Below are 19,403 nucleotides of genomic sequence, written 5' to 3' on the forward strand. Positions count from 1 at the left end.
CCTAGCGCGACGAGTCCAAGCCCATCGCCTGGGCCTAAGCCGAGGCCACCGTCGTCCCGGCCCGACAACCCACCCATCAGACCACCCCACACTGGAGGACATCATGACTGAGAACAGCAACGCCTTGCAACCGGTGAGTTTTCCTAGGCACGAACGCCGCGGCGTCCTCATGGGCTTGCAGTGGTACCAACTTGCCCTCGCCGGGGGCGGTGTCCTCATTGCAGGAATGTCCTCGGCCATCGGCGGCCCAGTCGGGTTTCTGGGCTCCAGCCCGGCCTGGATCTTCCTGTTAGTCTTCGGTGTTCTGCAATATGCGAGAACCCCGTATCCCCTCTGGGCGCTGACCGGGACCCGTTTTCTGCTGCGAAAGACGACCGGGCAAACCACCTATTTCCTGCCTACCGAGGACCCCGTCCCGGTCGGCACTCTGGTTCTTCCTGGTGGGCTCGCGTCCTTGGTCATTCATCGGACTGTCTACGGTGAGTGCTTTGTTGTGGATGCCCAGGCTCATGAGGCGTTTGCGGTCCTGCGCTGCAGGGCTGGCGCTTTTGCGTTGCTCGATGATGATGACAAGGCTTACGCCGTCCAAGCGTGGTCACGGGTGCAGGCTGCACTGGCCAAGAGGCCCGTCGTCGCGAGAATCGCCATCCAGGACCATACCGTCCAGTTCCCAGCCACGGCTCTCCAAGATTATTACGACCAACAAGTCATCTCCCGCGGCGATGCAACCCCTGCCACGGATTGGGGTGACAGCTCTTATAAGGACTTGATCGCCGCGGCCGGGACAGCATCAAGCCATGAAATCCTCCTGATCCTAGTAGTGAACACTGCCAAGGCAAGGCGCCGAATCCACGACGCCGGCGGCGGGACAAAAGGGTTGGAATACACCCTGCGCTCAGAAATCCGGGCTCTTCGCACCGGGCTCAAAACCCACGGAGTGATCGTGGAGGAATGGTTGGGGGACAGGAGCTTCGCCGCTGTTCTTAGGGGAGCCTTTGATCCAGAATCGGTCATGCGCATCTCTCAACGGACCGGGGACTTCAAGGGAGTGGAACCGAGCCAAGGCGGCCCCACAGCTCTGGAAGAGCACTGGTCCTACATTCGCACCGACAGCGGCTTCCATCAGACGTTCTGGATCGCGGAATGGCCACGCCAAAAAGTCTTCCCAGGATTCCTACACCCGCTGGTCTACGTCGGAGGGTTTCGGCACACCGTCACCCAGATCATCAAGGCCATCCCCACAGACCAGGCACTCAAAGACATCCGCTCGGCTCAGGAAGCCCATGAAACCAGGCGCCGGATCAACTCCAAGTTTGACCGCCCCAGCACACGTGAACAACGCGCCGAGGAAGAAGAAGTCCAACAGCGCGAGGAAGAGATCGTCGCCGGTCACGGAGACGTTAGACCTGCCGCCTACGTCACTATCACCGCGGACTCGCTGGCGGAACTCTCCAGCCATCGTCAGGAACTCGAATCAGCGGCCGCCAGCGCCTTCGTTGACTTACGACTGCTTGTCGGGGAACAGTGGCCAGCCTTTATCGCTGGCGGACTCCCATTAGGAAGAGGTCTGAAATGAAAACCACTAGACAAGCTGTTGCCTTTATCCCAAGCCATGAGTCCCGCAGTGCTAGGCGAGAACGGCGGGCACTGCAGGATCAGGCCGTTGCTGGCGGGCAGGAACCCTTCTGGAAGAAGTTGGGACTGCTCGTCGGCGACGAGGAAGGACCCGATACGGCGTCCCGGATGCAGCCCTTAGGCTCGCATTCGTTCCGTGGTCCGCATCGATTGCACCCGGCACCTCACCGGGCCTCCACCATGACTTTCGCCGCTGCGTATCCTTTTATCGCCGAATCTGGGTTGGGGCACGAAGGAACCTATATCGGCAGCGATGTTTTCGGTTCAGGCGCCTTCGCCTACGATCCTTGGGTTCTCTACGACAAGGGTGTCATCAGCGGCCCCTCCATCGTGGTCATCGGCACGGTAGGGACGGGCAAGTCCATGTGCGGGAAGTCCTTTGTTGCCCGCTCCATCACGCTCGGGCGCAAGGCTGCTGTGGCGTCGGATCCCAAAGGGGAGTGGGTTCCTGTGGCCAACGCCGTCGGCGGCAAAGTGATTTCCATCGGGCCTGGCCGGTCCACGCGAGTCAACCCGCTCGACGCTGGCCCCCGCTCCAAGGATTTATCCAATGCGCAATGGCGGGCTGTTGTCCGGCAACGACGCCGACAACTGCTGGTCGCACTCGTATCGCTCATGCGTCAGGGTGTGCCGATGCATCCGGTTGAACACACGGCCCTTGACATGGCCTTGACCGAGGCTGTTGCCGCCAACGACACTCCCACGCTACCCATGGTGCTGGGATATCTCCTCAACCCATCCAAGGAAACCCGGGAACTCGTCGGACCCGACGGCGGGCGGGCCGTTGCCCATTCCCTGCGCCGCACCGTGTCAGGGGACCTGGAGGGCATGTTTGACGCGCCCTCCACGGTCTCCTTTGACGCTGACGCACCCATGATGGTCATGGACACCTCAGCCCTGATCGGCGCCTCGGAACAAGCTCTCTCCCTGGCCGCTGCCTGCGGAGCTACGTGGCTGGAAGCGGCGATCACCAATCCCGACGGCGGGAAGCGCATCGTGGTCTACGACGAGGGCTGGCGCATGCTGGCGGATCCCTACATGCTGGTCAAAATGAGCGAACAGTGGCGGCTCGCCCGTACCTACGGCATCGCGAACCTGTTGATCATGCACAAGGTCGCGGACCTGAATGAGATAGGCGACAGCACCAGCGGCCACCGCCAAAAAGCCCTCGGCCTGCTCACCGAGGCCGACACCCGGATCATCTACCGCCAAAAACATGACTCCATGAGCCTGACCAAAGACGCGCTCGGACTCACTGAGGCTGAATGCGGCCAGGTGGAGGAACTGCCCAAGGGCGTCGGGTTGTGGAAGGTAGGCAATCGTTCGTTCATCGTCGCCAACGAGGTCACCAGTGATGAACTCACAGTCTTCAGTACCGATCACCGGATGATGCCATGAGCATCGTGCACGCAGACTCCACACCTCTCATCACTGTCGGCCTGTTATGTGCGGCGGGCTATGTCGGATTTAGCGGCCTGACAGCTGGGGCCGCGAACGTCGCCTCGCAGTGGAAGTGTGGGCAGGGGTTGAGCGGCCCGCCCAGTCCGATGGCCGCCGTCGGACTTTTCACCGGCAACCTGGCCACTATCGGCCAGGCACCGCCAGGATGCGAGATGGGCGTCGGTACCGTCTGGGTCCTCCTTGGCCCGGTGCTGGTCCTGCTGCTGGTGGCTGTCCTGTTCGTCTTTTTCCTATGGCGGAGCTGGCGCCAATCAGGGGCGTGGCTGCGCCAAGACATCCTCGGCCGAGATGGTATGGCCCAGCGGGCCGAGGTAGTGCGCGAGTTCGGCCGTCGGGCCGCACTGAATCGGGGCAGGATCACCCGCCCCGGACTCAAACACCCGACTTTGGCTGACGTGTCCTGGACCCTGGGCACCTCGCGAGGCACCAAGGTTCACGTCTCGACCGAGGAATCCATGGTCATCCAAGGCGCCCCACGCTCCGGAAAGGGACTCTTTGTCGTCATCAATGCCATCTTGGATGCACCGGGAGCGGTGGTGACGACCTCCACCCGCGCCGACAACCTTGCCGTCACCATGAAAGCCCGGGCCACCGGCGGGCGCCCCGTGACAGTCTTTGACCCGCAAGGCATGTCCGGACTGACATCCACCCTGCGCTGGTCCCCGGTACGAGGTTGCGAGGACCCGGACGTAGCTGTCCGGCGGGCACTGGTGATCTCGGCGGATTCGAAAATGAGCGGCGAAAACGCTGCCTGGCAGAAGCGGGCACAAATCGTCCTGCAATGCCTGCTGCACGCAGCAGCCCTCTCCGGCGAAGGCATTCAGGCTTTCCGCCGCTGGTCCTCAAACCCCACCCTGGCCACCGAGGCGCTGGATATACTGCATGGGCCACGGGCAGCGTTGGGCTGGCATTCAGATCTGATGGGCATCCTTGAAGACGACCCCCGCAACACGTCAAACTCATGGATCGGTGTCTCCGCCGCCGTCGCGCCCTTGTCCTCACCCCGAGTCCTGGCCGCCCTGGACCCGGCGAACCGTGAAGACGAATTTGATCCCGAGGCCTTCATCCGTGACCGTGGAACCCTGTACCTGATCGGCACCAAGTCCGGGGCAGCTGCGGCAGGACCCTACCTCTCTGCATTGATTGATGACATCGAGGCCACGGCCAGGGACATGGCGTTCACCGCCCCGGGCGGCAGGCTGGATCCGCCACTGTCCCTGATCCTGGATGAAATCGCAAACCTCTCGCCATGGCCCGGACTGCCCATCGTGCTCTCCGACGGTGGTGGCATCGGAATCTCCACCATCGTCGTACTCCAATCCCTCTCCCAAGCGCGCTCGGGCTGGTCGATCGAGGAAGCCTCCACCATTTGGGAATCGGCCATCATCAAGGTCATCTTCGGCGGCGGCTCAGACGAAAGGGATCTGCGCGATCTGGCCTCTCTGTTGGGGGAGCGGCGCCACACCTACAGGACCCACTCCTGGTCATCCCAAGGCCGGCAGGAAGGCGAACAGATCCGGGACTTGCCCGTCATTGCACTGCACGAAATCCGGCGCCTGCCCGCCGGGACCGCCCTGATGGTGGGCCGGCGCACCCGCCCCATCCTGTTGGACCTGCGCGGCTGGCACCAACGCCGCGACGCAGCCGCACTGGGCCGCTCCAAGATCGAGGCCGAAGACGCCCTCGCCCAGGGTCACATCCACCAACAAATCGTGGAGAAGGAGATCCGTGATGAATCCCTTTGATGACGACGAAGCCGCCGACAGGCTCTTCGGCGACCTGACTACGGACGAACCTCTCGGAGGGGCTCCCGGTGGCCTGATGGAGCCCACCTATCGGTGGCGGGACCTTGATCGGATAACCTCACCCAAAGCGTGGAAGGCGTTGAACGGCTGGGTGTCCTGGTTCGTGGCCACCTACAGGTTGACGACCTCGGTTGTCCCTGACTGCTGGTGGAGGCACTCGGAACTCGTCGCCGAGCTGTATGCCCTTCAAAAAGCGGAAATGGCGTCCTACACGCCAGCAGATCCTGGCTTCGGGCCGCTCGGGTTTCACGAACGGCTACCCCTGGCCATCGAGCGCCTGAGGCTAGAAACCAGAACCATTGGCTGCGTGGGACTCCAAACCCACCGCGAGATCAGTCCTCGGCTGCTTCCCACCGATGATCCGGAGTTCCTAGCCTGGACCAGCGAACCGCACCAAATGGCGCCTGAAAATTCATTGGGCTCTGGTCATGTGGTTGGGGGCAGTTCGCGCCATGGATAAGTATCACCGCAAAAACGGAGATAACTCTTAGAAGTAAGGGAGGCGGCCGCCGTGGCCCCTAAAACAAGCAACCACCCGGACAGCAAGGAGGAAGTGGGCCAGCGCCGTGCCGGCCCACGTCCGAGCAATGAGGACCGGCTGGCCGGGCTAACCCAGCAACTGCAGACCCTGCTGGAGAACGCCATTTCCACCCCAGGACGCTGGCACATGCTCCTGGACACCTCGGCGACCCTATGGCGATACTCCGGCGGCAACATCGCCCTGCTCATGGCACAAATGGAAGGCCGCGGGCAACAGCAACCCCTGCTCGTTGCAGGGTTTCGAGAGTGGGAACGCCACAGCCGCAACGTACTCAAAGGCGAACACGCACTGTGGGTCCTCGCACCACGAACAGCAACCAAAAACACGGAAGCGAACCCGAAGGCTGACGCCAAGCCAACGCCAGATATCTCAAAGCAGGGCAGCGGCGGCACCAAGGAAGCTGATCGCCGACAGATTGTTGGATGGCGGGCCCAATCCGTCTTCGACGTGTCCCAAACAGAAGGACAGCCCATCTACATTCCGCGTCCCATGGTGGACGTTGAATCTTCACCTATGGGGTTGTGGTCGTCGCTGGTGACATTCGCACAGAACCAAGGATTCACCGTTGAGCAATCAATGAGCCAATACGGGCTCTCGAGCGGATACACGGACTTCGCCGGGCGCAAGATCCAGGTTGGCGCCTGGCTGGACCAAGAACAACGCGTCGCCGTGCTGGCCCATGAACTCGGCCACGTCTGCCTGCACGGCCCCGACGACAAACTCGGGAAACTCTACGGCAGTGGACTGGACCATCGCGGCCTGGCCGAAGTCGAAGCCGAATCCGTCGCCTACACGGTATTGCGCGCCCACGGAATCGATCGCAGTGCCCAATCAGGCAGCTACCTCGCAGGATGGGCTGACCAAATATTGGCAGTCGAACAATCCAGTCTGTCCGGTCCAGTGGCAGCGAAAAAGTCAGTCAGCAGGCTTGAGATAGCCCGGTCAACCTTGGCACGAGTCACATCCGCCTGCCGCTCCATCCTAGAAATCACCCAGCCGCACAACTTGGGAGGAAAACCAGCCTCGGCAGGAGTGGCCGTCGCCTACGAACGCGGCGACCTCACCGGTCCGGTGGCCGGCCACCAAACACCCGATACCGCGCCGAAGATCGACGCGTCATAAGCCAAGCAAGCCACCCGGCCGGGCACACCGGCCGGGACCAAGAAAGGTAGGGAAAGAAAATGGGCACCAGAATCCCAGTCAGCATCCACGGCAACCTCGTCGCCGATCCGGAACTCTCCTACGGGGAGTCCGGCATCGCCCACGCGAAGCTGCGCGTCGCCGTCAACCAGCGCTTCCAGGCAGCCGACGGCACCTGGCGCGACGGCGTCCCTGTCTTCCACAACGTCTCCGCATTCAGGGCACTGGCAGAAAACGTGGCATCCTCCCTGAGGAAGGGAGACCCCGTCACCGTTACTGGCGACCTGGAATTCAGGTCTTACGAAAAGGACGGCGCCCAGCACGAAGCCCGGCGCATCGTTGCCGAAGTCGTCGGCCCAGACCTCCGGTTTGGAACAACCTCCTACGAGCGGACACCCAAGGCAATGCCGACGGTAACCATGGGAAGCCCCGACCATGTCCAATCCGAGACAGGAGTCACGAATGGTTCGGGGTGGGTACCAACAATGCCAGTCACATCGCCGTCGGCGGGAGGAACTAACTCCAACGGCCTGCAAATGTGACGCTTGAATGGGCGGCGTTCCTTCGGCCGCCAGCAGGGAACCCAAAGCCCCTATTATGCGAGTTCGTTCGTTGTCACTGGAGATGTCGCCGGGGTTAGCTTGGTGCACTGTCTCCTTGCCATCCTGCGACAACTCGATCAATATGACTCGGGAGGAGTTTAAGTCTAGAGCCATCGGCCCATGTAGCGATGAAGTCTGGATCATTGCTCTTAGGCGGATTCACCACATCACGGATGCGGACTGCCGCCGGTACTCCCGTACTAACCCCAGTTACTAGAGCGTGTTGTTGCGCAAGCCCAGGTAACTGATCAAGAAGTGCACGAGAGCTGAGGGCCGTTGCGTGCCGAAGCAGAGTCTGATCGGCTTCGTGAGTGAGTCGGTGAGCGATCACTGTTCCGCACTGTGCGACGACCGTCTCACTTAGTTCGCTTGGACGTTGGCTCGCTAAAAGAAGTGACAGTCCGAATTTGCGGCCTTCTTTTGCAATTCTTTCGAAAACCGCAGTAGATCGGCTTCCAGCACCATTAATTTCTCTACGAGCGGGAATGAAACGGTGCGCTTCTTCCAGCACGAGTAGCACCGGGTGGGCAGCCCTTGGATCGCTTCGAACGGCGAAATCAAATAGGAGACGTCCGAGGAGGGCGGTTACGTTTTCGAGGACGTCACTTGCTACCAAACTCAGATCAAAAATCGTCACTGATGGGCCGCGAACATGCTCAGCTACTTGTGTCCTATAAATATCTGCTGCGGGCCAGTCAGATGCGTCGTTACCAAGCGTCGGATCGGCGCCCATGAGAGCGCGGAGATAGGTTCCGAGGGGGTCCTGGTGCTTCTCAATTCGGGACATGAAGTCGTATCTACCGTCGGCAAGCAATCGGCTGAGCCGCATCTGAAGAGTCGCGACGTAGCTAGCGATCTTGTTATCGTTAGCCTGCTCGAACTGGATTCGGTTCGGTAGGAAATAGTCGCAGAGCTTCTGCAGGTCGTAGTAGACAGGAGCATCGAAATCGGCGCCAGTGGCTCCGCTGCCGAGTCCGAGTGCGCTGAGTGCAGCGGTCACGTGTCCGTTGAGTTCACGGATCAAAGTTCCAAGAACGTCACGATGCTTGGGCGTTAGTTGCGCCCACTTTGATTTGTTCTCAATTCCGGAGTGAGCGATGGCTATAGGGACCAAGGGCGCCATCGCTTCCCAGTACGCCTTTATCGGTGAATCCGATTGTGCCTGAAATGACAGAAGAGTGCCAAGCGTCTCAAGCTGCCGGTATGCGGGGCCTTCAGCATCAGTTGTATTCGTAAAGTAGGTCTCAATGATTCCCAGAGTGATTCTCACATTTTCGAGACGGTCAGCTTCCACTGGAGAAGTCGCATCTGCAATGCGAGCATCGGCAACGGCTCGCTGAAGCACTGGCGCTTGAACACCTTCGCTCGCGCGGAACAGCGAAAGGTGTTCTTCATTGTTCATGAACCAATGCGGCAGGAATAATCCTGAATCGGGGCCAGGCTGTGGTCCAAGAATGAGTGTTCTGGTCTTCTTACCACGTGCCGTGTCGCTTGCAAAAGACTGGGCATACTCGCCGTTAACATCGAAGATAACGATGTGGCCGTTTGGGATATCGTTCTCGATAAGTCCATCGATCAATGCCGTTGTCGTGCAAGATTTACCCGAGCCGGTTGACCCAACAACTGCGCAATGATGACCAAGAAGCAGATTTGCATCGAGATAAACGTCCTGTTCGGTCGCAACTGCGGAGGAGCCGAGCCGAATAGTTGGCACTTTATTGGGCAGGAAGATGTTCTTTACTTCAATGGTCGTAGCGGATCGAACTGGCGCATGAAGTGAAGGGTAAGCCGTCAACCCAGACTTGAATTTTCCTCCTTCAAATCGCCCGACGACAGCAGCTTCAAGTTCGTACGCACTCTGATCGTCTTCGCTCAACAAGTTTCGGCGGTCGGTGGCATCCGGGCGGTTCGTAATTGATACGCCCGTAACGATGGCAACGACGCGATGTGCGCCAGCAGTCACCGTGACATAGGAGTTGACGACCCCAACGGTTTGGAGCCCGTCGGGACCCACTTTGGTAAATCCTTTCGCTCCTATGTCGAGCGCTATTCGAAGCGTGGTGCTCTGCACAGCCGTGACTCGGCCGATGACGCCGACGTCACTCATCGCCAGCTCCATCTTTCTCAGGAAGTGCCTCGACAAAGCGCTCGAGTGACTCGATCAGATTCATCACAGCGGCGGGCGCGTTTACATTCACATTCAAGGCAGGCTGTGGGAGGAGTTCGACCATATGAACGAATTCACCAGCCTTACCTGTGAGGACCGCTATGCGGGAGTCGTCGCCTGCAGCAAGCGCCGCGACTGGCGTGTTGAGAACTTCATGATTGCGCGCTGCTAGCGTGCTGCCGACTAAGTCGTCGTCAAGGATTGCGTTGTTCAGCGTCGAGTCTCTATCGAGCACTGCATATGGGTCGATAGCGAGGACACTAATAGCCGGGTTGATCGCGAGGCTACGCAACAGGATTCGATTGATGTGTGGGTCGCCGTAGCCATAGCCAATCGTCAAGACAGCTGTGTCACTTTGTTGGACAGCATCGCTGAGTAAACGCATAAGGTCCGAATAGGGGTAGGAGAGCGAGTCTCCCTCTTTTGCGGTTGTGGGATAAATAAGTACTGGCTCATCGATTGTGGCGCTACCTTCTTGAACCTGAGTAATCTCAAGTGTTCGGATACCAGATGAACCGATTGTAGCTGCTTTCCAATTGAGGCTTCCGTGGATTTTGTGGAGATAGAGGGCGCTGTCGGCACGAGCAACTACCTGCTGCGATGTCGTCTCAACGCGATGGAAGTCCAGGCCATAGTATGCGAGGTTAAGTCGTCGGTCGACGGTGCCGCTGAAACCGTCAATGTAGGGGTATCCGAGCTCGTCAAGGGCGCGCTCGATAACTAAGTCATAGTTGGTCGTGAAAACTTTGGGACGGGGCAGATTCGCTCGTCTGCTTCGGACGATTCGCGATAGGAACTTGCGGTGGGCCGCGAGTGGGTCCTTAAGGTCGGTGTCCGGTGACGGGAGCTGGCAGGCGTGGGCAAAGGCAACATTAATCTTGCCCTTCAACTGTTGGATCTGATCCTTCGTGAAGCCCTTGGCACTGGGCCCAGAACCAAACGTTACCTCTGTGAGGCCGGCTTGGTCAGCAAGAGACGCGGCCAGCTGGAGACCGTTCAGAAGTTTCTCCAAATCTCCTTTGTCAGCAGGGTTTAGGAAGGACAATAATTCGGAATCAATCTCGTCAACGCTATGGCCTGCGTTGGAGATGAGCTGTTGCACCGCTGCATTGTTGAGATTCCTAGTCTGCGGTGAGCCGAGGTGAAAGGAAGCACCTGACCCAACGAGAACTACAAGATTTTGGACTTGAAGCAGGGAGGCCAAATAGTCTTCGACTACGTGGCGGTCTAGATCTGTAAGGCGTGACTTTACGATGCCGCCAGCGATAAAAATTCCACGAACTTCGCTACCAGAATCAATGTCGATCACTTGTGCTCCTACTCGTCGAGGTCTATGCAGAAAAGCCACTGGAAATGCGCCTATCGCTTGCATGCCCGCAATCGCCCGGTAGATTCCAGCCGCAAGAGGCTCCGCAATGCCGCAAATACCATTCAAACACTGATCATAGTGCGACAATGCGACAGCGCACGCTCATTGGGCTATGACGACGCGATCCCTGAAGTAGGGGAGCGCTTCTGCTGCTGCAAATGAGTGGTAGTCAGTCGCCATAAGGTAGTAAATATCGGGCCAAGGGCCGTGTACCTGGATTTGGGCAGGATCGGGCGAGATTAGGAGGACTGATCCTCGCCAAATTTCATCCGGTATCGCTTCCATCCAGGCCCGTTGCACGTATCCGAATTTGTCCCAGCGGATGGTGACCCAGGTGCCTGTAGGGTCCAGCGCATGGATGTCCACGACCGTAACTTCGGTGGTAACTCCGAGCTGGCTCTTGACGGTGGAGAAGTGTTCCCATTGTTGGACAGCGTTGATGATCCATGCCTTCGTTCGACGGATCTTTATAAACCAAATGGTTGCTGCGACTCCAGCTAGGATAATGGCTGCAGCCACCAACACCCATCCGACTGCCGCGGAGGACGGCTGGGACAGGAACAAGCGAATGGCAATGGCAAAGCACACGCAGCTGATCACGGTGAGTGTGACTGCCCAGCCGGATGAGGTCTGGGGCTTGACCATCGGATTCGTTCGCATGACTCGACCTCTGCCTATGTACCGATTTTACAGCGAGGGGCCGACAACGGGCAGCCGTGTGTGTGGTTGGGCTGTCAGCTCAGGTGGAATCGTCGAGAAGGTTGTAGTGGGCGTGCTGCTCTTGGCGGCGGTGATGCGGACCTCGAGTCGGGCTCGCTGGTCGGACTGTTCCCAATCCGTCGCGCTGGGAGGCGCCCCGAGGGGCAGGGCAGGGTTGTCGATGTCCCAGCGATCCCGGAAGCCGGCGACGTCCCGCACCAGGGATTTCCACGCCCCGCCGTTGGCTTGCAGGCTGGTTTGTGCACGGAGTTGGTCCATCCAAGGCTCTTCGTTGGCGAGGGCTTGGACGGCCACTGTGGACAGCCGCTTGGTGATCCGCTGCTGAACGTCGTTGAGCAGTTCACGGAGCTCTTCCCGGTCTGTGGGCACGGCCTCAGGCGTAAGCCCCAGTGTTCCAGTGGCCGGTAGCCGCCGCTGGAGCGCCTGCAGGTGGGAATGCACAATGGCGGCAACGTCGCGGGCGCCAGCTGTTGGTTGCAGCCCGCCTGCCAGGGTTTGCTCGGCGAGGGCTCGGTTGGCGACCGCGGTGCGCCGCCAGGATGCAACCATGGCGCCCCAGGATGGGGACGCCTGCATCTCGGTCACGTGCTCGGGGGAGTGGGTTTTGATGAGATGGGTGACGTCGTCGGACGCGGCGACCTGGGCCAGGTAGTCATGCTCTGCCAGCAGGCGGGACAGGGAGTTGGCCTGGTTGTGTTGTTCTTCGCGGACCTCATGGGCGGTGTGTTCGGCACCTTCTGCCGAGAGTACGGTGCCGAGGATTTGCCGCCAATCCGGCAGGGAGGACGGATCCACGCCGTGGTGGTCGCGGGGGTCGGGTTCGCTGATGTAGGCGTGGTTGCCGGCTTTCCCGCGGGTCATGGAGACGTAGAAGAGTTCCCGGGTGAGCCTGCCTTCACTTACCAGGGTATGGCCGGTGTCCACGGTGATTCCTTGGGAGCGGTGGGCTGTGGTGGCGTAGCCGAGCTCCACGGACTCGGCAAGGTACCCGGCGTTGAGGAGGATTCTTGCGCCGTTGTCGTAGCGGATCCCTTCGACCGACCCATCGGGGTTGGGCGAATCAGAGATGGTGATGAGGGTGCCGTTGCGGATGAAGTCGCCCGTGTCGTCGAGGATGTGCCGGTCGTTGCGCCGGGCGAGGATGGTGTCACCTTGTCCGGCGTGGAGCCCGTCGCTGAGGTCCACGGTGGCTTCTGCGTCGACGGCGCCGGCGCTGACACGGTCTGCCTGGGCTCGTTCGTTGAGCATGGCGACGGTGTGGTTGTCGGGGGCGATGAGGATCGATGTCTTGCCGGTGCGGGTGTCGGCGTCCCAGCGGTTGTAGGCGTCATCGACCATGGCGTTGTAGGTGCCGCTGCTGATGCGTTCGTGGGCTTTGTATTCGGTGATGACGTCGATGTCGCCCTTGCGGAGTTTCAGGGAGGCGGTGCGTTCCCAGTCGTTCGTGAAGCGCCAGACGGTGGTGAGACGTTGTGCGCATCCCGTCCTGTCCAGCCACCCGAGGACGCCGCCGGCGTCGATGGCGTCCAGCTGAGCCGGATCACCGACGAGCAAGACTTTGGCCCCGGCGGATGAGGCTTGATCGAGCAGGGCGGCGAGCTGGTAGGTGGAGACCATGGATGCTTCGTCGATGATGACCAGCTGGTGCGGACGAAGCTGCCACTTTGCTTGGGTCGATGTAAGGGCGCTCAGGCGCTGCGCGAGACGCGCCATGGCCTTCCGGGCCTGAGTGTCCTGTCGCGGGGCTTGGCTGGCCTCCTGGTAGCGTTCCGCGGCGTGTATGTACTGTCCGGCCCGGATGGCGGCGCCTGGGCCGGTGGATTCGTAGAGCCATTTGCTCACGTTGTCCGTGGCCAGTTCGAGCTCGCGGCCGAGGACGTCGGCAGAGGCTGCAGCGGGGGCGAGCCCCAAGACGGTCCCTGTCCCGAAGTGGGCTTCCCAGAGGGTTTTGACGGCGCTCATCGTGGTGGTTTTTCCGGTTCCGGCGGGGCCGACGACGGCGTCTAGCCGCCGCCCGCTGGCCAAGACCGCCTCGGCGGTCCTTCGCTGTTCGCCTTGCAAGGCTTCTCCGCGGCGGCTGATGAACTGTTGGAGGGCTTCCTGGACCGTTGTTTGATTGAGGTGAGGGCCGGCGTCGTTTGTGTGGGCTTTCATGATGGCTTCCTCATTCGTCAGTGTGGAGACATCAGTGAAGAGGTGGGCGCTGGCCAAATCAAAGACGCTGCGGCCGTTGAAGTTCAGGTCGGGTGCAGTAGTGGTGGGGATGCTGTAGCGGAATTCGTTGAGCGCGACGGATTGTTCCTCGGCAGCGGTGGCGATGGCCTCCATGAGCTGGAGGCGGTCGGCGGGTGTGGCGCAGCGGATTTCCAGGCACACCCGTTCTGCTTCGGCGATCAGATTCCACCGGTTCCAGGTGGCTCGGCGCCGGGCGACCAGGTCTTTCACCAGTCCGGCGGTGCTGGTGATCCAGGCAGCGTCGGTGTCGGAGGAGGTAAGTGGGCGGTTGTGGGAGCGGTTGATGGTTGCTGACAGCACGGCCTCGGGATCGAAGCCCTTGGCTTGGGCTCGTTCTCGCCATTGCCGGGTGCGGGTGTTGAGGGGGACGACGTCGTGGTTCTTGGCGGTGCGTGTGGACAGTGTTGCTTGCTGCCGGAGTTTGAGTTTGACGGCGTTGCCGGGTTCGCGGCCGTGGGTTTCCGACCAGTCGTGGATGAGGCGGGCCGCTTCAATATCGATTAACCGGGACCGGCTGGAGAACTCGCGGATGAGTTCATCGTCCACGCCGGAGAGTTCGAAACTGAAATTGTGGATGGCGCTGGTGGGTGTGCGAACCTCAGCCTCGGTTCCCAGATCCAGGCCAAGCCGATCGAAAAGGAGCCCGTTGTAATGTTGGCTGGCGGCCACGGTGGCCTTGTAGAGCGTGCGGGAGTCAAGGGTGGTCCAGGCGCCGTCGCTGACGCGTTGGGCCCGGTTGGCTATGACGACGTGGCTGTGCAGCTGGGGGTCCCCGGAGCGGGACTCCCAATGGTCGAAAGCCGCCGCGATGGCACCGTGGACGCCGACGTGGGCGACACCGCCGTGGCCGGCACGGGTGTGGATGGCGGACGTCTCCAGCCAAGCCAACGTGGCTTCGAGTGCCGCGTGGTGGGCTGCCATGACCTTGTCCTTGCACTCGTCACTGCCAAGGGCCCAAAGCACGGAGATGGATTTCGGCACACTGAACGTCATGTCGAAGCCGGCCACCGCCGTACGGCGTACGGGATGCCCGTTCCTGCCGGTGACGGTGGACGCCTGGTTAGGCGTCCTACCTAGGGATGCGCCCGTGGTGGGGTGTTCGCCCCGTTCAAAGAGGGCCTTCGCCGCCGCATCTGTGACCGTGTCGTGGAGAGTTGTGCCAATGCCGGGAAGTCCTTTGCCGAGCCATTGCCCGGGTGGGTTACTGGCGTCTGTGTAGTAGCCGGTGAGGTCCCGGGTTTCGACGTCGGCATGGCTGGTGGTCTTGAGGAGGTAGGCGACGCCGGCCTCGGTGGAGAGGCGGGCTATGGAGACGGTCATGACGTGCCCATTTCCGTGTTCCAGCCTCGGCGTGCGAAGATCGCCGCAGTTGACGGATCGAGCCGCATGTTCGCGTTCGAGTGCAATGTCAGGACCTTGGCGGCGAGGTGTTGCATGTCCTTGATGGACTGCCGTTCACTGAGCTCACGCAGTTTGTTTTCACGCTGCAAGTGGCGCATCGAGCGTTCCATGTCATCGGCCTTCGACTGTGCCCGTGACGCGGCTTGGGCACGTTCATTGAGCTGTTCATGCGCTGCGGCCAGCTGGCTCTCAAAGGACCGGGTGATCCTGGCGAACTTGCGTTGATGCGTGGATCGAAGATTCCGGATCGTAGCCTCGTAAAGGGCGGTGAGTGCAGCCATCGCCTCCCGGTTGTCGGCGATGGACTGATCAATTCGAGTCTTGGCCTCTGGTCCGGCTGGGGTGGTGTGCCGGTAGTTTCGTTGCCGTTGGCGGTGCGCGCACGCGGGGCGGCAGAAGAGCTGCCGTGTGCTCGAGGGCGTGAAGGCGGTGGTGCATTCGGGGCAGATTCGCGTAGTCATACTCCTCCATGGCGTCCCGGACTGATTTCACCATGACCAGCCGTCACGCATGCCGTGACGCCAGCCCACCTCGGTGCCAACAGTGTGAAGGGTTTTTGGGTTACGGCAACTTCATGGTGGACGCGGGATGAATTGGCTGTGGGGGTGGGCGTTGGATTGGCAACTGGCGGTGGTCGTGGGGAGGGTCAATGTTGGTGGGAGGTGAGGTGGTGTGGTCGCTTTTTCTAGCTCTTAGGGGTCTTCGTCTGAATATGTCAGTGGCACACTCTAGTGTCGAAGACGTATTCTATTAGTGAATTTGTTATTAGAGGTGTGTTCGATGGTTGTTGATGAGCGTGTGAGTGTCCGGACGACTGCTGCGGGAAGTCCGATGGAGTTTGAGTGGCGGGCGCGGCGGTATCAAATGACTGAACTACCTTTGAGATTCTATATTCGACGCCCGTGGTGGACGGAGCAGAACCGCATCCAAAAAGGCATTGGCGCTCAGGTCTTAGAGACGGAGATCTGGAGAGTAACTGCTGCGGGCCGTGGTCGTTCTGCCGAACGAGTTTTTGAGCTTACCCATGAGGACTCTAACTGGCGGCTGTCTAGGATTCTTGGCTAGGCAAAAATGTTCACTCATCTGCATGTTGCCTCCGCTTTCTCCGCCCACTACGGGGTGGATTGGCCAGACACTATGGCCGCCGCGGCGAGGGATGGTGGTGCCGACGCCTTGGCGATCACAGATCGTGATGGCTTGTACGGAGTTCCCAAGCACATTGCCGCTTGTCAGCGGGCCGGGATCGATCCGGTTCTTGGTGTGGAACTTGCAACCTTGGGAGACGACGGCGCGGTGACCGGCCGCGTCATTGTCCTAGCCCACGGACACAACGAGGGGGAGGGCTACGCCGCACTGTGCCGGTTGGTGTCCGCTGCTCACGCCCAAGCAAGGGTGGGGGTGAGTCCGGATGAGATTGCGGCGCATCTGCTGACCAATTCCGGGCCAGTTGGGACCGTGCTGCTCGGCCCACTCTCAGACGTTGGTCGCAGGGTCGCATCGCGTCGAGACGGGCTGCCATTGCTCCGTGCATGGCTAAGCGTACTTCCGACTGCGGCCGTGCGTATTGAGGTGGCTTCGCATCTTTCCGAGCCAGGGCAGCCACTGAGCCATACTCACGCCATTCGCATGCTTCGCCTAGCAACCCAGACCGGACTCACACCCGTGCTAACCAATATGGTTAGATATGCCGAGCCTGATGGTGCCATTACAGCAGACGTTCTTGACGCGGCCCGTGCCCTGGCGTGTTTGGATGAGACGGGGGTCCAGCCAACTGCCCAAGGTTGGCTCAAACCCGTAACCACGATGAAGGCCTTGGCCTCGGAAATTACTACACTGGGCCAGTTCGGTGCCGGCGCTGCTAGAACGCTCCTGGCGAACACCGAAGAGTTGGCGGATAAGTGCCGGATTGATCCCGTTAGCGATGCAGGCTGGGGAATTCCAGTGATGCCGGAGGCCTCCATCATCGGCATCACGGGCGATCCATTAGCCGAGTTGTGGGAACGCGCGACGGCGGGTGTGTCCAGCAGGTATCCGGGGATCGACTCCACTTCCTTCGGGGTGATGCAGGACCGGCTCTGGGATGAGATGGCGGCCATCGCCGAGCTGGGATTCGCCTCCTATTTTTTGACGGTGGCCGAGGTGACTCGACTGATCCGGGAGATGGGGATTCGCTCTGCTGCCCGCGGCTCCGGGGCCGGCTCGCTAGTCAACTACGCCCTAGGTATCTCTCAAGTCGACCCGATCCGACACGACCTACTGTTTGAACGCTTCCTCAGTACCGAGCGGCAAACCCTGCCGGACGTTGACATCGATGTGGAGTCAGCGAGGCGGCACGAAATCTACCACCGCATTTTCGAGCGCTTCGGCCCTGAACGCGTGACCTTGATGTCGATGCAATCCGGGTATCGGGCCCGCGGTGCCGCCCGAGATGCTGGCATGGTTCTGGGTATGGCACCGCAGGATATTGACGGGATCGCCAAAGGTTTGTGGAGGTTTTCGGCCAGTGAATTTCGGGAAGCGCTGGATGAAAAGCCGGAACTGCGTGATCTGGCCGATCGGGTCGAGGGTAACCGGCAGCTAGACCTTCTGGTGGATATCACCGAGCGCCTAGACAGGCTACCTCGACACATCTCTATGCACCCCTGTGGTGTCATCCTCAGCTCTGCGACGCTGTTGGATCGTACCCCGGTCCAGCCCTCCGGGATGGGGTTGCCCATGTCCCAATACGACAAGCACGACATGGACCCCATGGGGTTGATCAAGCTCGACGTCCTCGGGGTGAGGATGCAGTCCGCGATGGCCTACGCCATCACTGAAATCCACCGCACCACCGGAAAGAGTATCGATCTGGAGGCTGTGCCGCTGGATGATGAGCCGACCTTTGAGCTGATCCGCTCCACCCAGACACTGGGGTGTTTTCAGATCGAATCACCCGGGCAGCGTGAACTCATCGGCAAACTCCAGCCAGCCGTCTTTGATGACCTCATCACCGACATCAGCCTGTTCCGCCCCGGTCCCATGCAGGCAGACATGGTCAAACCATTTTTGAACCGGCGGGGTGGCTGGGAAACTGTCGCCCAACTCCACCCAGACCTTGAACCTGTGCTGCGCAGCACTTACGGGATCGTGGTCTTCCACGAACAACTCATGCGCATCCTTGACATCTTCACCGGCTGCGGGCTCGCTTACGCCGACGTCCTGCGCCGCCATCTCAGCAACGAAGACAAACTCCCTGCCGTGGAAACGTACTTTCGAGAGCAATCCATCCAACGGGGCTACACGCCCGAGACTGTTGAGCGGGTGTGGGGTGTTGTGAAGGGCTTTGGCTCGTTTGGGTTTTGCCGTGCCCACGGGGCTGCTTTTGCCGTCCCTACCTACGAGTCTGCATGGCTCAAAACTCACTACCCGATCCAATTCTTGGCCGGACTGTGGACCCATGATCCCGGTATGTATCCCAAACGGCTTCTTGTCGCCGAGGCTCGACGGCTTGGTATCCCGATTCTTCCTTTGGACGTCAACGCTTCCACGGACGAGTATGTCGTTGAACCTGCAGGTGATGGGGGCTTGGGGATCCGTATGTCCCTGTCGGATGTGAAGGGCATCCAAACCAAGGAAGTCGAACGCATCCTCAACCAGCGTCCCTTCGATTCATTGGCCGATCTCAAGCAACGCGCCCGTCTGCGGGTATCCACGCTTGAGAGTCTGGCCTTGGTCGGAGCACTTGACTCCCTCTACACCGGAAGTAGTCACAGGAGCCGACGAGACTTGGTGGCGTGGAACGAAGCGATGCGCCACAGCAAACGGGCACACGTCATCCCCGGCCAACTCGCACTTCTCCTGCCCGCCATCGACGCCGCCACCATGATCGCCCACGAGCCGGACATGACTCCCACAGATGTCACCCGGGCGGAGCTGGACATCCTTTCCCTAGACGTTACCTACCACCTCATGGAATCCCATCAACCTCTCTTGGACGAGCTCGGAGTCACTAAAGCCAAAGACCTCCTCAGCCTGCGCAACGGCACCTTCGTGCGCGTCGCTGGCGTCAGAGTCGCTACACAAACCCCGCCCATGCATGGAGGCAAGCGCGTTGTGTTCATCAGCATCGATGACGGCACCGGCTGCATCGATGCGACCTTCTTCGCCGACGCCCAGAAAGACCTAGACCCACCCATTCTTTTCAACACCCGGTTGCTCCTGATCGAAGGAACCACTCGTCGCACCGGCCCGCGTGGCATGTCCCTCCAAGCCACTCACGCCAAAGACCTCACACAAATTTCAGCCACATGACGGGGTGGTGGTGTCGCCGACCAGTGCCGCACGAAGT

At 60.4% G+C, this 19,403-nt stretch carries 13 protein-coding genes; 8 read left to right on the top strand and 5 right to left on the bottom strand.

Annotated elements, in window-relative coordinates; all coding sequences use genetic code 11:
* The first annotated feature begins 103 nt into the window (after positions 1-103).
* Genes RY113_RS02890 through RY113_RS02915 form a run of 6 tightly spaced genes read left to right on the top strand, consistent with a single transcriptional unit; the run spans position 104 to position 7,124 of the window.
* A complete protein-coding gene (locus tag RY113_RS02890; RefSeq protein WP_315913258.1) occupies positions 104-1,576 on the top strand; it encodes an SCO6880 family protein in 1,473 nt (490 codons plus the stop codon).
* Positions 1,573-3,033: an ATP-binding protein gene (locus tag RY113_RS02895; protein WP_315913261.1), complete on the top strand. Its 1,461-nt coding sequence runs from the start codon at positions 1,573-1,575 to the stop codon at positions 3,031-3,033. The genes RY113_RS02890 and RY113_RS02895 overlap by 4 nt, the downstream gene beginning before the upstream one ends.
* Entirely contained in the window at positions 3,030-4,841 is a 1,812-nt protein-coding gene (locus RY113_RS02900; protein WP_315913263.1) for a TraM recognition domain-containing protein, read from the top strand. Before RY113_RS02895 ends, RY113_RS02900 begins: the two co-directional genes overlap by 4 nt.
* Positions 4,828-5,361 carry a hypothetical protein gene (locus RY113_RS02905; protein ID WP_315913265.1) on the top strand — a complete coding sequence of 178 codons (534 nt, stop codon included), beginning with the start codon at positions 4,828-4,830 and terminating at the stop codon, positions 5,359-5,361. Before RY113_RS02900 ends, RY113_RS02905 begins: the two co-directional genes overlap by 14 nt.
* A 51-nt stretch (positions 5,362-5,412) precedes the next feature.
* A complete protein-coding gene (locus RY113_RS02910; RefSeq protein WP_315913267.1) occupies positions 5,413-6,564 on the top strand; it encodes an ArdC-like ssDNA-binding domain-containing protein in 1,152 nt (383 codons plus the stop codon).
* A 59-nt stretch (positions 6,565-6,623) separates the two neighbouring features.
* Positions 6,624-7,124, top strand: coding sequence for a single-stranded DNA-binding protein (locus tag RY113_RS02915; protein WP_315913269.1), 501 nt, complete (start codon positions 6,624-6,626; stop codon positions 7,122-7,124).
* A gap of 94 nt (positions 7,125-7,218) precedes the next feature.
* Here the strand turns inward: RY113_RS02915 and RY113_RS02920 are convergent, their stop codons facing one another.
* The 5 genes from RY113_RS02920 to RY113_RS02940 all read right to left on the bottom strand — a co-directional run bounded on the left by RY113_RS02920 (position 7,219) and on the right by RY113_RS02940 (position 15,537).
* The gene (locus RY113_RS02920; RefSeq protein ID WP_315913270.1) at positions 7,219-9,291 is read right to left on the bottom strand and encodes a helicase HerA domain-containing protein; all 2,073 of its coding nucleotides are present in this window, start codon (positions 9,289-9,291) and stop codon (positions 7,219-7,221) included.
* Positions 9,284-10,660: an SIR2 family protein gene (locus RY113_RS02925; RefSeq protein WP_315913272.1), complete on the bottom strand. Its 1,377-nt coding sequence runs from the start codon at positions 10,658-10,660 to the stop codon at positions 9,284-9,286. The genes RY113_RS02920 and RY113_RS02925 overlap by 8 nt, the downstream gene beginning before the upstream one ends.
* A gap of 162 nt (positions 10,661-10,822) precedes the next feature.
* Complete coding sequence (locus RY113_RS02930) at positions 10,823-11,380, bottom strand: hypothetical protein (protein ID WP_315913274.1); 558 nt, start codon at positions 11,378-11,380, stop codon at positions 10,823-10,825.
* 27 nt (positions 11,381-11,407) lie between these two features.
* Complete coding sequence (gene mobF / locus RY113_RS02935; RefSeq protein WP_315913276.1) at positions 11,408-14,995, bottom strand: MobF family relaxase; 3,588 nt, start codon at positions 14,993-14,995, stop codon at positions 11,408-11,410.
* Entirely contained in the window at positions 14,992-15,537 is a 546-nt protein-coding gene (locus RY113_RS02940; RefSeq protein ID WP_315913278.1) for a hypothetical protein, read from the bottom strand. Before RY113_RS02940 ends, mobF begins: the two co-directional genes overlap by 4 nt.
* Positions 15,538-15,856: 319 nt before the next feature.
* Between RY113_RS02940 and RY113_RS18475 the strand changes: the two genes are divergently transcribed.
* Entirely contained in the window at positions 15,857-16,141 is a 285-nt protein-coding gene (locus RY113_RS18475; protein WP_396334189.1) for a DUF6504 family protein, read from the top strand.
* Between the two features lie 6 nt (positions 16,142-16,147).
* The gene (locus RY113_RS02945) at positions 16,148-19,366 is read left to right on the top strand and encodes a DNA polymerase III subunit alpha (RefSeq protein WP_315913279.1); all 3,219 of its coding nucleotides are present in this window, start codon (positions 16,148-16,150) and stop codon (positions 19,364-19,366) included.
* The last annotated feature ends 37 nt before the right edge of the window (positions 19,367-19,403 follow it).

Origin of the sequence: Arthrobacter sp. lap29, assembly GCF_032458965.1 — a bacterium.
GTDB lineage: Bacteria > Actinomycetota > Actinomycetes > Actinomycetales > Micrococcaceae > Specibacter > Specibacter psychrochitiniphilus.